The organism is Mycobacterium intracellulare ATCC 13950, assembly GCF_000277125.1.
Classification (GTDB): Bacteria; Actinomycetota; Actinomycetes; order Mycobacteriales; family Mycobacteriaceae; genus Mycobacterium; species Mycobacterium intracellulare.
Genome location: NC_016946.1, coordinates 4,111,055 through 4,125,717, shown reverse-complemented (window position 1 = coordinate 4,125,717; position 14,663 = coordinate 4,111,055). Strand labels below are relative to the sequence as shown.

Sequence of the window (14,663 nt, the reverse complement as noted above, 5' to 3'; positions counted from 1 at the left end):
GTATGGATAAGCCGACAGGGCGGGTCGTGGCCCTGATCGTTCTCCTACTCGTGGTCGCGGCCGCCCTGCGCGGGTATTTCCCGGCTCAGCAGCATGCGGCCCGCAGCGAGTCGGGGGGCCGGGCGGCCATGGTGTTCGTGGTCGCCATCCTGGCGGCGACGCTGGCCTTGGTCGCGATCGCGGTCGTCGCGCGGTTGCGAGACCCCCGTGCACCCGCGCCGTCCGCCGGGGCGCTGTCCGACATGCTGGGCACCGGGAGGGGCCGACCGAGCTGGCGGGTGTTGCTGGTCGGCCTCGCGGTGATCGTCGCGTGGCTGCTGATCGTGATGCTGCTGAGCAGGCTCCTGGCGCCCCACGGCATCGGCCCGGCTCCCTCCCCATCCGAGACCGGCGGCCAGCCGCCGTCGGGGCATGGCGGCTCGCCGCCACCACCGCAGCAGCAGCACCGGCCGCGCGACGGTTCCCAGAGCATGCTCGGCGTGCTGCTCGCCAGCACGGCCGCGATGTTGTTCGTGATCGTCGCCGGAACGGTCGCCACGGCGAGGCGACGGCAGCACCCGATCGCACTCCGCATCGCCGACGAGCCGGCCGAATCCCCGGCGGCCGCGGCGCCGCCGCGGTCGCTGGCGCGGGCCGCCGAGCGTGGGCTGGCGGAGATGACGGACCTCAGCCGCGAGCCGCGCGAGGCGATCATCGCCTGCTACGCCGCGATGGAACGCGAACTCGCGCATGTTCCCGGGGCCGTCCCCCAGGACTTCGATACCCCCTCCGAGGTGTTGGCCCGTGCGGTCGAACGCCATGCCCTGCATGCCGATAACGCCGTACAACTGGTGAACCTGTTCACCGAGGCGCGGTTCAGTCCGCACGTGATGAACGAGGGACACCGCGACGTGGCGGTGCGCGTGCTTCGATTGGTCCTCGACGAACTCCGATCGCTGAGCGTCGCATGAAAAAGACCGCGACCCTCGGGGTTTGCCTCATCATCGCCATCGAACTGCTGACGCTGACGCAGCATGACCGCCGACTCGTGTTGGCGGCCTCCGGTATCGGGCTGGCCGTGGTACTGCTCGGCCTGCGGCGCACGCTGGGACGCGGGCCCGAGGCCGGCACCGAGCCCGAGGCCGACGACATCGGGGATTCGTTGCGCCGCTGGCTTTCCACCACCGAGACGACCATCCGCCGGTCGGAGGCCACCCGGGCGGACTGGGACCGGCATCTGCGCCCGATGCTGGCCCGACGGTACGAAATCGCCACGGGCCAACGGCAAGCCAAAGATCCCGCCGCCTTCCACGCGACCGGCCGAATGCTCTTTGGTGTCGAGCTGTGGGACTGGGTCAACCCCAACAACGTCATCCGCAACGGTGACCGCCAGCCGGGGCCGGGCCGGGCGGCACTGGAAGAGATTCTGCGAAAGTTGGAGCAGGTATGACAGGGGGCGCGATCCAGAAATGACGCTGCCGGCAGCAACCACGACCGCACACTGCGAGGCGATCCTCGACGAAATAGAACGCGTGGTGGTGGGCAAGCGCGCCGCGCTCAAGCTCATCCTGACCGCCGTTCTCGCGCGCGGTCACATCCTCATCGAGGACCTGCCGGGCCTGGGCAAGACGCTGATCGCGAGATCCTTTGCGGCCGCGCTGGGGCTGCAATTCACCCGTGTGCAGTTCACCCCCGACCTGCTGCCGGCGGACCTGCTCGGGTCGACGATCTACGACATGCAGTCGGGGCGCTTCGCGTTCCGGCCCGGACCGATCTTCACCAACCTGTTGCTCGCCGACGAGATCAATCGCACGCCACCGAAAACCCAGGCGGCGCTGCTGGAGGCGATGGCCGAACGACAGGTCAGCATCGACGGCGAAACACACCAGCTGTCACGGCCTTTCATCGTTCTGGCCACCGACAACCCGATCGAGTACGAGGGCACGTATCCGCTGCCCGAGGCGCAGCTCGACCGATTCGCGATCCGGCTGGAACTGCGGTATCTCTCCGAACGCGACGAGACCTCGATGTTGCGGCGGCGCCTCGAACGCGGATCGGCCGAGCCGACCGTCAATCAGGTCGTGGACGCGCACGACCTGCTGGCGATGCGGGAATCGGTCGAGCAGGTGACCGTGCACGAAGACGTCCTGCACTACGTGGTCTCGCTGGCCAACGCGACGCGGCACCACCCGCAGGTCGCGGTCGGGGCCAGCCCGCGCGCCGAACTCGACCTGGTCCAGCTCGCCCGCGCCCGCGCGCTGCTGCTCGGCCGCGACTACGTGATCCCCGAGGACGTCAAGGCGCTCGCCACCGCGGCGGTCGCGCACCGCATCACCTTGCGCCCGGAGATGTGGGTGCGAAAGATCCAGGGCGCCGACGTCATCGGGGAGCTGCTGCACCGGCTGCCGGTGCCGCGCACCGGCGCGAGCCCGGGGGACACCGGATGAGTCCGGCGTGACGCAGGGCCGCGAGATCGAGTTTCGCTGGCGCGCATCGGGATTGACGCGCGCGGTTGCCACCTGCGCGGGGTTCGCGATGGCCGCGGCCGTCATCGGCGCCCGGTGGCAGCTGATCGCGTTCGCGGCGCCGCTGCTCGGCGTGCTGTGTTCGATCAGCTGGCAGCGGCGGGTGCCGGAAATTCGCGTGCACGGCGAGCCCGACGCCCAGCGATGCTTCGAAAGCGAGCAGGCGCACCTGCGGGTGTGGATCAGCGGGGAAGAACAAGGGTTGTCGGCCGCCCGGCTCACGGTCCCGGACGTGGAGGGGATGGAGCTCGAGATCGCCGATGCCGATGCGGGCCGGGCGAAGACGGTCGCGGCCACGGCGCAGCGCTGGGGACGGTACCGGATCGCGGCCCGCGTCGAGGTGATCGCACGCGGTGGGCTGCTCACCGGCACCGGCGTTGTCGACGCCGCCGAGGTCATCGTGTTTCCGCTGACGCCGCCGCAGGCCACGCCCATCCCGCAGATCGAGTTGCTCGACCGGCTGGGCGCCCACCTGACCCGGCACGTCGGCCCCGGGGTGGAATACGCCGACATTCGTCCCTACGTGCCGGGAGACCAACTGCGCGCGGTGAATTGGCCGGTGAGCGCGCGCCGCGGCCAGCTGCACGTCACGGAGCGGTTGACCGACCGCGCGGCGGACGTGGTCGTGCTGATCGACGGGTATCGGCAGCCGGCGGGTCCGGCGACCGTAGCCACCGAACGGGTCGTCCGGGGCGCGGCGCAAGTGGTGCAAACCGCCCTGCGGCACGGTGATCGGGCCGGGATCGTCGCGCTCGGGGGCAACCGTCCGCGCTGGCTCGGCGCCGACATCGGGCAGCGCCAGTTCTATCGGGTGCTCGACACCGTGCTCGGTGCCGGTGACCGATTCGAGCGCACCACGGGCACGCTGGCGCCGCGCGCGGCGGTGCCTGCCGGGGCGATCGTCATCGCGTTCTCCACGCTGCTCGACACCGAATTCGCGCTCGCCCTCATCGATCTGCGGAGGCGGGGCCATGTCGTGTTGGCCGTGGACATCCTCGACAGTTCGCCGTTCGAAGACGATCAGGATCCGTTGGTCGATCGGATGTGGGTGCTGCAGCGCTCCTCGATGTATCGCGACATGGCCACCGTCGGTGTGGACATCGTGTCGTGGCGGGGCGAGAGCGGCCTCGAGCAGTCGATGGGTGTGCTGCCCGATCGCCGCCGCCGGGTGCGCGGGAGGCTGCGTGGATAGCGGTGGTGCGGGCGCGCTGGGTCGGCTGGGCTCGCCCGCGTTCGCGACCGGGTTCGGTCTGCTCATGGTGGGATCGGCGGCCGGGGGCTCGCACGGTTTCGCCGTGGCCGCGTGGGTGGCGGCCCTGGTTTCGGTGGGTGCGGGGACGGTATTCCGGTTCGCCGCAACGGTTGCCGTGCTGCTGGCGGTCGTGACGGTCACGCTGTCCGATCCGCCGGTCGTGTTCGTCGCGCTGTCCGGATTGTGCGCGGCCGCCTACCTGGTGTGCCGCCATGCGGCCGGCGCGGCCGCCCCGGTGGTGCTGAGCAGCTGGCCGACGGCCGTTGCCGCGGTGGGGTTTACGTTCGCCGGGTTGGTCGCAACGTCGTTCCCGTTGCAGTTGCCGTGGTTGCCGTTGGCCGCCCCGCTGGGTGCGCTGGTGATCTACCTGCTGGCGATCCGGCCGTTCTTGGCCTGAGCGCCGACGTCGGTCACCGTCAGTGCAGCAGGTGCGCGGCGTGATCGGCCAGGTCGAGCAGCGGCTGCGGGAAGATGCCCAACACCACGGTGACCGCGGCGCAGACCGCGATCGCGGCCTTGCTCAGGATGCCCGGCGCCACCACGTGCGGGGTGTCCTCGGTGGCTTCGGTGAAGAACATCGACACGATCACCCGCACGTAGAAGTAGGCGGCGACACCGCTGGCGACCACACCGACGATCACCAGGGGCGCGGCGCCCCCCTGGGCGGCGGCCTTGAACACGGCGAGCTTGCTGACGAATCCACTGGTCAGCGGGATGCCGGCGAACGCCAACAAGAACATCGAAAACATCACGCCCACAATGGGGGAGCGCTGTCCCAGCCCGGCCCAGTGCGACAGCGCGGCATCCTCGACACCGTCGTCGTCGCGAATCAGGCCCACGATGGCGAACGCGCCCACGGTGCTGAAGCTGTAGGCGAGCAAATAGAACAATGTGGAGGAAAGTCCGGTGTGGTTGTCGGCGATGACGCCGGTGAGGATGAATCCGACGTGGGCGACCGAGGAGTAGGCCAGCATCCGCTTGACGTCGGTTTGGTTCACCGCGGTGATGGTCCCCACCACCATGGTCAGGATGGAAATCGTCCACAGCACCGGCCGCCACTGGTCATGCAGCGGCGGCAGCGCCACGTAGATCACCCGAAGCAGCGCGCCGAACGCCGCCACCTTGGTGGCCGCCGCCATGAATCCCGTGATCGGGGTGGGGGCGCCCTGGTACACGTCGGGAATCCACGAGTGGAACGGAACGGCGCCGACCTTGAACAGCAGACCGACCGACAGCAGCGCGACACCGACCAGCGCCAGCGAGCTGTCGCCGCGTGTGGCCAGCGCGTCGCGGATACCGGTCAGCAGCAGCGTGCCGGTCGCGCCGTAGAGCAGCGCCACACCGTAGAGGAAGAAGGCCGACGAAAACGCGCCCAGCAGAAAGTATTTCATGGCCGCTTCCTGCGACAGCAGGCGACGGTGGCGGGCCAGGCCGCACATCAGGTACAGCGGCAAGGACAACACTTCCAGCGCGACGAACATCGTCAGTAGGTCGTTGGACGCCGAAAAGACCATCATGCCGCCGACCGACAGCATCGCCAGCGGGAAGAGCTCCGTCTGGGCGGCTCCGGCCCGCTCGGCCTCCCGCTCCGCGTCGCTGTCGGGCACCGCCGACGCCTGCGGGGTGAACGAGTCCAGGCCTCCCGTGCCGCCGGCGCCCGTTGCGACGGAAACCTTGCTCTCCGTTTTGGTTTGGGTCCGTTCGGCGATGAAGATGACGGCCATCACCGCGACCAGCAGCACGGTGCCCTGCAGGTACAGCGTCGGACGGTCGATGGCCATGGCGCCCAGGACCGCGGCCCGCCCCGAGCTCTTGATCGAGCGGCTCACGGCGACGACGGCGACGAACGCCGCGATCAAGCCGCCGAGGGCCAGCGTCACCTGGCCGGCGTAGCGGATGCGCCTGGGCAGGAACGCTTCGGCGAGGACCCCCACCACGGCGATGCCGAACACGATGAGGGTCGGGGACAGCAGGAAGTACTGGATGCTGGGGGTGGGGAGGGTCATCGCGGTCCTTCAGCGGTCCGGGCTTGGGCCGGCCTGGGATTGCCCACCACCGGCACCGTTGGTTTGGGGTCGTGCTGGCCGATGGTGGTCATGGTGTTCTCGACGGCCGGATTGATGATGTCGAGGACGGGCTTGGGATAGATCCCGAGCACGAGCAGCAGCGCGATCAACGGTGCGACGACGATCAATTCGCGCGCCCTCAGGTCGCCGATCTTCTCGTTGCCGGTGGCCACCGGCCCGGTCATCACGCGCTGGTAGAGCCACAGCATGTACACTGCCGACAGCACCAGCGCGGTGACGCCGAATCCGGCGGCCAGCCAGTACCGGTTGAAAGTTCCCAGCAGGACCAGGAATTCGCTGATGAACGGGGCCAGGCCGGGCAATGACAGGGTGGCCATGGCGGAGACCAGGAAGGTGCCCGCCAAGATGGGCGCCACCTTCTGCACGCCGCCGTAGTCGGCGATCGCCCGGCTGCCGTGCCGCGAGATCAGGAAGCCGGCGATCAGGAACACCGCCGCCGTGGACAGCCCGTGATTGAGCATGTACAGCGTCGACCCGCTCTGGCCCTGGCTGGTCATCACGAAGATGCCGAGGATGATGAACCCGAAGTGCGAGATCGACGTGTAGGCGATCAGGCGCATGATGTCGGTCTGGCCGATGGCGACGATCGCCCCGTAGACCACCCCGATGACCGCCAGCACGACGATAAGCGGACGGAAATACGTTGAGGCATCGGGGAACAGCTGCAGGCAGTAGCGCAGCATGCCGAAGGTGCCGACCTTGTCCATCACGGCCATCATCAGCACCGCGGTGGCTGGGGTGGCCTCGACCGCGGCGTCGGGCAGCCAGCGGTGGAACGGCCACAGCGGGGCCTTGATCGCGAACGCGAACATGAAGCCCAGGAAGAGCGCCTTGAACACCGCGGAGTCCGCCCCGTAGCGCCCGGAGGCGACGCCGGCGACGATCTCACGGAAGTCGAACGTGCCCGACCCGTGCTGCGAGGTCACCACGTACAGCCCGATCACCGCGGCCAGCATGATCAGCCCGCCGAACAGGTTGTACAGCAAGAACTTCACGGCCGCGCGTGAGCGGCCCGACCCCCCGCCGAAGCCGCCGATCAGGAAGTACATCGGGATGAGCATGGCTTCGAAGAACACGTAGAACAGCAGCACGTCCAACGCGATCACCGAGATCAGCACCATGGATTCGATGGCCAGCGTCAGCGCGACGTAGGCGTGCACGCCGCGCGTGCGCTGGCCCCCGTCGTTCCAGCCGGCGATCTGCAGCACCGGGATCAGCACCGCGGTCAGCAGCACCAGCACCACCGCGATGCCGTCGACGCCCAGGGTGTAGCCGGCCCCGAAAGCCGGGATCCACTGGTGCTTTTCGACGAACTGATACGGGGCGCCGCCGGTCTTGAACCCGAGGGTGACGACGATCGCGACCGCCAGGGTCGCGATGCCGAACACCAGGCCCGTCCACTTGGCGAGCTGCCGCAGCCCGGGTGGCATCAGGATGATCAGCACCGCTCCGGCCAGCGGCACCAGCCACAGCACGCTGAGCCACGGAACCGAGGTCATCGGGTTCACCACAGTTTCACCGCCAGGATCAGCGCGACCACCAGCACCGCGCCCGTCAGCATCGACAGTGCGTAGTTGCGGGCGAAGCCGGTTTGCAGGCCTCGCAGCCGATTCGACGTCTGGCTCACGAGCGCCGCCAGCGCGTTGACCGAGCCGTCGACGCCCGCGTTGTCGACTTCGACAAGCGCGTGGGTCAGTTGCGCACCGGGGCGCATGAACACCTCCTCGTTGAGGGCATCGCCGTAGAAGTCCTTGCGGACGGCCGTCGTCAGGGCCGAGACCGACAGCGGGGCCACCCGGGGGATGTCCGCGGTGGCGTAAAGCCGGTAGGCGACGGCGATCCCGATGGCGACCACACCCAATGCCAGCGCGCTGCTGACCCAGACCGGGAACGCGTGGGTGACTTCTTCGTGTTTCCCGACGACCGGTTCGAGCCAGCGCGCCAAGGTGCCACCGACCGCGAGCAGGCCGCCGGAGAACACCGAGCCGATCGCCAGCAGGATCATGGGCCACGTCATCAGGCCGGGCGCCTCGTGCGGGTGGGCGCCGGGCGCCCAGCGCTTTTTACCGAAGAAGGTCATCAGCATGACGCGGGTCATGTAGAACGCGGTGACGCCCGCCCCCAGCAGCGCCGCCCCGCCCAGCACGTAACCCCTGACGCCGCCGGCGGCCAGCGCCGCCTCGATGATGGCGTCCTTGGAGAAGTAGCCCGCGAAGGGCGGCACACCGATGATCGCCAGGTACCCCAGGCCGAACGTGGCGAACGTGATCGGCAACGCGGCGCGCAGGCCGCCGTAGCGGCGCATGTCCTGCTCTTCGTCCATCGCGTGGATCACCGCGCCGGATCCCAGGAACAGCCCGGCCTTGAAGAAGCCGTGGGTGAGCAGATGCATGATCGCGAACGCGTAGCCGGCCGGGCCCAGGCCCGCGGCCAGCACCATGTAACCGATCTGGCTCATCGTCGAGGCCGCCAGCGCCCGCTTGATGTCGTCCTTGGCGCAGCCGATGAAGGCCCCGAGCAGCAACGTGACCGCACCCACGACGACCACCGCCAGTTGCGCGTCGGGCGAGAGGTTGTACAGCGGGTTGGACCGCACGATCAGATACACCCCGGCGGTCACCATGGTGGCGGCGTGGATCAACGCGGACACCGGGGTGGGGCCCTCCATGGCGTCACCCAGCCAGGCCTGCAGCGGCACCTGCGCGGATTTGGCGCAGGCGCCCAGCAGCAGCAACAGCCCCATCGCGGTCAGCGCGCCCCGCCCTGCGGCCGGCGCCCCGGCGAACACCCCCGCGTACGACAGCGTGCCGAAAGTGCTGAACATCAAGAACATTCCGAGCGCCAGCCCCGCGTCGCCGACCCGGTTCATCACGAAAGCCTTCTTGGCGGCGGTGGCGGCGGTCGGCTTGTGGTACCAGAACCCGATCAGCAGGTAGGACGCCAGGCCCACCCCTTCCCAGCCGACGTAGAGCACCACGTAGTTGTCGGCGACCACGAGCAGCAGCATCGAGGCAAGGAACAAGTTGAGGTAGCCGAAAAAGCGCCGGCGATCGGGGTCTTCGGCCATGTAGGCGACCGAATAGATGTGGATCAGCGAGCCGACCCCGGAGATCAGCAACACGAAACACACCGACAGCTGGTCGATCTGGAGCCCGAGGTCGACCTGGAGCTGGCCGACCGGAATCCAGCTGAACACCTTTTGGTGGATGACGCGGTCGTCGGCGGGGCGGCCGAGCAACTCGCCCAGCAGGCTCAGGCCCAGGGCGAATGCCGCCAGCGCGGTGGCGCAGCCCAGCCAATGCCCCCAGCGGTCGGTGCGCCGCCCGCCGAACAGCAGGATGGTGGCACCCGCTAACGGCAGCGCGACCAGCAGCCAGCTGTATTGAGTCCCAATAAGATTCGTCACGTGGCGCTCTTCAGCCTTTGAGTAGGTTCGCGTCGTCGACGGACGCCGATTTGCGGGCACGGAAAATGGTCATGATGATGGCCAGGCCGATGACCACCTCGCAGGCGGCCACCACCATCGTGAAGAACGCGATCATCTGTCCGTCCAGGTGGCCGTGCATCCGCGCGAACGTGACGAACGCGAGGTTGACGGCGTTGAGCATGAGCTCGACGCACATGAACATCACGATGGCGTTGCGGCGCAGCAACACACCGGCGGCGCCGATGGTGAACAGCAGCGCCGAAAGGTACAGGTAATTAGCGGGATTCACGACAGACCGCCTTGTGACAGACTCGAGCTTGCCTCGGGGGACTGGGTCTTCTTGCCGTCGGCGCCGCGGCTTTGCAGCATCGGCGACACCGACAGCTTCGAGTACGAGCCGTCCGGCAGCAGCGCGGCCACGTCGACGGCGTTGTGGCGGGCGTACACGCCGGGGCCGGGCAGCGGGGTGGGGTGCCCGCCGGGCTGGAATCGTTCCTGGGAGAGCTCGCGTTGCGTCTTGCGGCGTTCGAAACGCTCGCGATGCGCCAGCACCATGGCCCCGACGGCCGCGGTGATCAGCAATGCGCTGGTGAGTTCGAATGCCCACAGGTAGCGCGAAAAGATCAGCGCCGCCAGCCCTTCCACGTTCCCGGCGGCGTTCGCGGTGGTCAGCCCGGCGAAGCCGCCCGTGGCCACGTCGCCGATGGCGGCGATGAGCAGGATGCCGAATCCGACACCGGCGGCCACCGCGGCGACGCGCTGGCCCCGCAGCGTCTCCCGCAGCGATTCGGCGGAGTCCACGCCGATGAGCATGAGCACGAACAGGAACAGCATCATGACCGCGCCGGTGTAGACGACGACCTGAACGACGCCCAAGAACAACGCGTCCTGGATCATGTAGAACACCGCCAGGATGATCATCGTCATGGCCAAAAACATCGCCGAGTAGACGGCGTTGACCGCCAACACCACCCCGAGCGCACCGATCACCGCCAGCGCCCCCAGCACCCAGAACGTCACCGCTTCGCCGGTGGAGGTTCGAGCGATGGTGTCGTGGGCGAAACTGGAGGCCATCACGGACGTGACGGCGTGGCCCGCGAAACCGGTCACCGGGAGTCTCCGGCGTGCTGGTTGTCCCGCAGCCCGTGTGCGGTCACGTTGCCCAGGTAGTAGTCCTTGTCGGTGGCGCCCTCGGCCCTGGGATGCGGCGGCGCGAGCATGTCTTGCAGCAGCGGAGCCAGCAGCCGGTCCTTCTCGTAGATGAGGTCGGCGCGATTGTCGTCGGCCATCTCGTAGTCGTTGGTCATCGTCAGCGCCCGGGTCGGGCAGGCTTCGATGCACAGGCCGCAGCCGATGCAGCGTAGATAGTTGATCTGATACACCCGGCCGTAGCGTTCCCCGGGGGAGTACCTGAGTTCCTCGGTGTTGTCGGCACCCTCGACGTAGATCGCGTCGGCTGGGCACGCCCACGCGCACAGTTCGCAGCCGATGCACTTCTCCAGGCCGTCGGGGTAGCGGTTCAGCTGGTGACGCCCGTGATAGCGGGGCATGACCGGGCCCGGCTTTTCCGGATACTCCTCGGTCACGCGCTTTTTGAACATCGATCCCAGCGTCACGCCGAATCCGGCCACGGCGTCCAAGAATTTAGCCACGTGCTTCCTCCTTGCTCGCCGCCGCCAGCGACTTCATCTCTTTCGCCGGCAGCGGCGGTGTCGGGAATACCGGTGTGGAGATCGATGCGGCCGGCAGCTTCTTCGCCTGACGCCGCAGCTGGCGCTCCAGCGCGCGAATCCCCGGCGCGCTGAACGGTTTTCGCAGCAACATCACCAGGACCGTGGCGAACACGATGCTGCTCACCACGAGTACCGGGGTCCAGTGCTGATACCCCTGGTTGCGCAGTGTGCGGACCACCGCCGCGATCAGCACCCAGACCAGCGAGGCCGGGATCAAAAGCTTCCAGCCCAGGCCCATGAACTGGTCGTAGCGCAGCCGGGGCAGCGAGGCCCGCAGCCAGAAGTAGATGAACAAGAAGGTCCACATCTTGGCGGTGAACCACAGCACCGGCCACCACCCGGTGTTGGCGCCGGCCCACATGTTCAGCGGCCACGGCGCATGCCAGCCGCCGAAGAACAAGGCGGTGGCGAGCGAGGACACCGTCATCATGTTGACGTACTCGGCCAGCATGAACATCGCGAACTTCAGCGACGAGTACTCGGTGTGGAATCCCGCGACCAGTTCACCCTCGGCCTCGGGCAAATCGAAGGGCGCCCGGTTGGTTTCGCCGACCATCGAGATCAGGTAGATCACGAACGACGGCAGCAGCAGGAACACGTACCAGACCCGGTCCTGTGCGGCGACGATCTGTGACGTCGACATGGAGCCGGCGTAGAGGAACACCGCCGCGAACGACAGTCCCATCGCCACCTCGTAGGAGATGACCTGGGCGGTGGAGCGCACCCCGCCCAGCAGTGGATAGGTGGACCCGGATGCCCAGCCGCCCAACACGATTCCGTACACCCCGATGGCCGACAGCCCCAGAATGAACAGCACCGCGACGGGGAGGTCGGTCAGTTGCAGCGGCGTCCGGTGGCCGAACACCGACACCACCGGGCCGAACGGGATGAACGCGAAGGCGGTGAACGCCGGGATCGTGGAGATGACCGGCGCCGCGAAGTAGACGAACTTGTCGACACCACCGGGCGTGATCGTTTCCTTGAGCGCCAACTTGATTCCGTCGGCCAGGCTCTGCAGGACGCCCCAGGGTCCCGCCCGGTTCGGTCCGGGCCTGCGCTGCATCCAGCCGAGGATCTTGCGTTCGAGCAGGATCGCGACGAGGACGTTGAGCATGAGGAACACGAAGATGGCCAGCGCCTTGCCGAGCACCAGCCACCAGGTGTCGTGCCCGAAGACCGTCAAGCCGGTGGTCATGTGCGCCGCTCCTCCTCATCGCTTCGCTCTGCATCGTCGCCGGCGCGAGTCATTTGCCCACTCCGATTTTCACTGTGCTGCCGGGGGTTGCCCCGAGCTGGCGGTGCACCGCCGACGCCGACGAGTTGAGTGGGAGCCACGCCACCCGGTCGGGCATGTCGGTGACGAGCAGCGGCAGGCTGATGGACCCGCGTGACGTGCTGACGGTCACCGCGTCGCCCTCGGCGGCGCCGATCTCGGCGGCCGTGTCGGCGGACAGCCGCACGACGGATTTGCGGGCCGTTCCCGCCAGATGTGGCTCACCGTCCTGCATTCGGGCGTTGTCCAGCAACATCCGCCAGCCGGCCAGCACCGCCTCGCCAGCGCCGACCTCGGGTGGCTGCGGCGCCGCGACGTCCGGGCTCGCGGGGCGCTTGCCGTCCCAGTGCCGCAGCGCGGCCAGTTCTTCGCGGGCCGCGTCGACGGTGGACATGCCCAGGTAGACGCCCATCTCGTCGGCCAGCGCATCGAGCACCTGGTGGTCGGACTGGGTGGCGTCCTGGGTGTTGCGCAGCGCGGCGTCGAAGGGCCGGAAGCGGCCCTCCCAGTTGACGAACGCGCCGGCCTTCTGTGTCGTCGACGCGACCGGGAACACCACGTCGGCGCGCTGCGTGACGGCGCTGTCCCGCATCTCGAGGCTGACCACGAAGCCGGCGCCGTCCAGCGCCGCCAGCACCGCTTCGGGGTCGGCGAAGTCGTCGGGCTCGACGCCACCCACCAGCAGCGCGCCCAGCGTCCCGTCGGTGGCGGCGGCCAGGATGCCGTCGGCGTCACGCCCACGGCCGGAGGGCAATTCGGACACGTTCCAGGCCCGCGCCACCTGCGCCCGGGCGGTCTCGTCGTCCACCGGACGGCCGCCGGGCAGCAGCCCGGGCAGCGCACCGGCCTCCAGCGCGCCCCGCTCGCCGGCGCGCCGCGGCACCCAGGCCAGGCGGGCGCCGGTGGTATCGGCGAGCCGCGCCGCAGCGGACAATCCGCCCGGCACGGTGGCCAAGCGTTCGCCGACCATGATGACCGCGCCGGGGGTGGACAGCAGGTCACCCACCTCGCCGGTGGCCAACCCGTCCAGCGCCGCGGCTTCGGCGCCGGGCACGGTCTTGATCAGCCGGCCGGACATCTTGTCCAGCGCCCGGGTGGCGAACGGCGCCACCGCGTAGACGGGCAACCCGCGTTTGCGGGCCGCCTTGCGCAGCCGCAGGAACACGATCGGCGACTCGTCCTCGGGCTCGAACCCGGCCAGCACGACCACCGGCGCCGACTCCAGGTCGGCGTAGCTGACGGTCATCGGCCTGCCGGCGATGCGGGCCGCCAGGAAGTCGGCCTCCTCGGCCGAACTCGGCCGGGCGCGGAAGTCGATGTCGTTGCTGTCCAGCACGATTCGCGCGAACTTGGAGTAGGCGTAGGCGTCCTCCAGGGTCGCGCGGCCGCCGACCAGCACCCCCGTGCGCCCGCGCGCCGCCTCGAGGCCCTGCGTCGCGACGGCGATCGCGTGTGACCACGAGGTCGGCTGCAGCGAGCCGTCGGCGTCGCGAACCAGGGGAGTGGTGATCACGTCGGGCTGGGTCGCGTAAGTGAACGCCCACCGGCCCTTGTCGCAGTTCCACTCCTCGTTGACTTCCGGGTCGTCGCCGGCCAGCCGGCGCAGCACCTTGCCGCGGCGGTGGTCGGTGCGCTGTGCGCATCCGGAGGCACAGTGTTCGCAGACGCTCGGGCTGGAGACGAGATCGAACGGACGGGCCCGGAAGCGGTAGGCGGTCCCGGTCAGCGCGCCCACCGGGCAGATCTGCACCGTGTTGCCCGAGAAGTAGGAGTCGAACGGCTCGTTGGCGTAGATGCCGACCTGCTGCAGGGCGCCCCGCTCCTGCATGTCGATGAACGGGTCGCCGGCGATCTGTTCGGAGAACCGCGTGCAGCGCGCGCACAGGATGCAGCGCTCGCGGTCGAGCAGCACCTGCGAGGAGATGTTGATCGGCTTGGCGAAGGTGCGCTTCTCGTCGGTGAAGCGAGAATCGGCCCGCCCGTTGGACATTGCCTGGTTCTGCAGCGGGCATTCGCCGCCCTTGTCGCACATGGGGCAGTCGAGCGGATGGTTGATCAGCAGCAGCTCCATCACGCCGTGCTGCGCCTTGTCGGCGGCCTCGGAGGTGAGCTGGGTGCGCACGACCATGTCGTCGGTGGCCACGGTGGTGCACGAGGCCATCGGCTTGCGCTGGCCCTCGACCTCGACCAGGCACTGGCGGCACGCGCCGACCGGCTCCAGCAGCGGGTGGTCGCAGAACCGCGGGATCTGGATGCCCATCAGCTCGGCGGCCCGGATCACCAGAGTTCCCTTGGGAACGCTGATTTCGATGCCGTCGATGGTCAGCGTCACCATCTCCGGCGGACGCACTTCGTCGCCGGTCTCGGTTTTGGCAAGGCTCGTCATC

The 14,663-nt window shown here is 68.7% G+C and carries 13 protein-coding genes; 5 read left to right on the top strand and 8 right to left on the bottom strand.

The features are described from left to right. Window positions 1–2 precede the first annotated feature (2 nt). The 5 genes from OCU_RS43935 to OCU_RS43915 are packed head-to-tail and all read left to right on the top strand — an operon-like array spanning window position 3 to window position 4,153. Window positions 3–950 carry a DUF4129 domain-containing protein gene (locus OCU_RS43935; protein ID WP_029384254.1) on the top strand — a complete coding sequence of 316 codons (948 nt, stop codon included), beginning with the start codon at window positions 3–5 and terminating at the stop codon, window positions 948–950. Beyond that, window positions 947–1,429 carry a hypothetical protein gene (locus OCU_RS43930; protein ID WP_009952990.1) on the top strand — a complete coding sequence of 161 codons (483 nt, stop codon included), beginning with the start codon at window positions 947–949 and terminating at the stop codon, window positions 1,427–1,429. Before OCU_RS43935 ends, OCU_RS43930 begins: the two co-directional genes overlap by 4 nt. Window positions 1,430–1,448: 19 nt before the next feature. Beyond that, complete coding sequence (locus OCU_RS43925) at window positions 1,449–2,426, top strand: AAA family ATPase (RefSeq protein WP_009952989.1); 978 nt, start codon at window positions 1,449–1,451, stop codon at window positions 2,424–2,426. A gap of 7 nt (window positions 2,427–2,433) precedes the next feature. Beyond that, window positions 2,434–3,696, top strand: a complete 1,263-nt coding sequence (locus OCU_RS43920; protein WP_009952988.1) for a DUF58 domain-containing protein — start codon at window positions 2,434–2,436, stop codon at window positions 3,694–3,696. After that, window positions 3,689–4,153 carry a hypothetical protein gene (locus tag OCU_RS43915; protein ID WP_014380857.1) on the top strand — a complete coding sequence of 155 codons (465 nt, stop codon included), beginning with the start codon at window positions 3,689–3,691 and terminating at the stop codon, window positions 4,151–4,153. The genes OCU_RS43920 and OCU_RS43915 overlap by 8 nt, the downstream gene beginning before the upstream one ends. A 19-nt stretch (window positions 4,154–4,172) precedes the next feature. Here the strand turns inward: OCU_RS43915 and nuoN are convergent, their stop codons facing one another. The 8 genes from nuoN to OCU_RS43875 form a co-directional block, all read right to left on the bottom strand. Continuing rightward, window positions 4,173–5,762, bottom strand: coding sequence for an NADH-quinone oxidoreductase subunit NuoN (gene nuoN, locus OCU_RS43910; RefSeq protein ID WP_014380856.1), 1,590 nt, complete (start codon window positions 5,760–5,762; stop codon window positions 4,173–4,175). After that, window positions 5,759–7,342 carry an NADH-quinone oxidoreductase subunit M gene (locus OCU_RS43905; RefSeq protein ID WP_029384252.1) on the bottom strand — a complete coding sequence of 528 codons (1,584 nt, stop codon included), beginning with the start codon at window positions 7,340–7,342 and terminating at the stop codon, window positions 5,759–5,761. The genes nuoN and OCU_RS43905 overlap by 4 nt, the downstream gene beginning before the upstream one ends. A 5-nt stretch (window positions 7,343–7,347) precedes the next feature. Next, a complete protein-coding gene (gene nuoL / locus OCU_RS43900) occupies window positions 7,348–9,249 on the bottom strand; it encodes an NADH-quinone oxidoreductase subunit L (RefSeq protein WP_009952982.1) in 1,902 nt (633 codons plus the stop codon). 10 nt (window positions 9,250–9,259) lie between these two features. Continuing rightward, on the bottom strand, window positions 9,260–9,559 hold the full coding sequence (gene nuoK, locus OCU_RS43895) for an NADH-quinone oxidoreductase subunit NuoK (protein WP_008259456.1): 300 nt from the start codon (window positions 9,557–9,559) through the stop codon (window positions 9,260–9,262). Then, the gene (locus tag OCU_RS43890) at window positions 9,556–10,344 is read right to left on the bottom strand and encodes an NADH-quinone oxidoreductase subunit J (protein WP_029384250.1); all 789 of its coding nucleotides are present in this window, start codon (window positions 10,342–10,344) and stop codon (window positions 9,556–9,558) included. The genes nuoK and OCU_RS43890 overlap by 4 nt, the downstream gene beginning before the upstream one ends. Window positions 10,345–10,376: 32 nt before the next feature. After that, on the bottom strand, window positions 10,377–10,871 hold the full coding sequence (nuoI, locus tag OCU_RS43885; protein ID WP_230487587.1) for an NADH-quinone oxidoreductase subunit NuoI: 495 nt from the start codon (window positions 10,869–10,871) through the stop codon (window positions 10,377–10,379). A gap of 43 nt (window positions 10,872–10,914) precedes the next feature. Then, window positions 10,915–12,186, bottom strand: a complete 1,272-nt coding sequence (gene nuoH, locus OCU_RS43880) for an NADH-quinone oxidoreductase subunit NuoH (protein ID WP_009952978.1) — start codon at window positions 12,184–12,186, stop codon at window positions 10,915–10,917. 61 nt (window positions 12,187–12,247) lie between these two features. Next, window positions 12,248–14,662: an NADH-quinone oxidoreductase subunit G gene (locus tag OCU_RS43875; protein WP_014380852.1), complete on the bottom strand. Its 2,415-nt coding sequence runs from the start codon at window positions 14,660–14,662 to the stop codon at window positions 12,248–12,250. Window position 14,663: the final 1 nt, after the last annotated feature.

Excerpts from the sequence above, each read along its gene's own strand:
- OCU_RS43935 (WP_029384254.1), top strand. The coding sequence starts at position 3 with ATGGATAAGCCGACAGGGCGGGTCGTGGCCCTGATCGTTCTCCTACTC.
- OCU_RS43930 (WP_009952990.1), top strand. The coding sequence starts at position 947 with ATGAAAAAGACCGCGACCCTCGGGGTTTGCCTCATCATCGCCATCGAA.
- OCU_RS43925 (WP_009952989.1), top strand. The coding sequence starts at position 1,449 with ATGACGCTGCCGGCAGCAACCACGACCGCACACTGCGAGGCGATCCTC.
- nuoN (WP_014380856.1), bottom strand. The coding sequence starts at position 5,762 with ATGACCCTCCCCACCCCCAGCATCCAGTACTTCCTGCTGTCCCCGACC.
- OCU_RS43905 (WP_029384252.1), bottom strand. The coding sequence starts at position 7,342 with ATGACCTCGGTTCCGTGGCTCAGCGTGCTGTGGCTGGTGCCGCTGGCC.
- OCU_RS43890 (WP_029384250.1), bottom strand. The coding sequence starts at position 10,344 with ATGGCCTCCAGTTTCGCCCACGACACCATCGCTCGAACCTCCACCGGC.
- nuoI (WP_230487587.1), bottom strand. The coding sequence starts at position 10,871 with ATGTTCAAAAAGCGCGTGACCGAGGAGTATCCGGAAAAGCCGGGCCCG.
- OCU_RS43875 (WP_014380852.1), bottom strand. The coding sequence starts at position 14,662 with ATGACGAGCCTTGCCAAAACCGAGACCGGCGACGAAGTGCGTCCGCCG.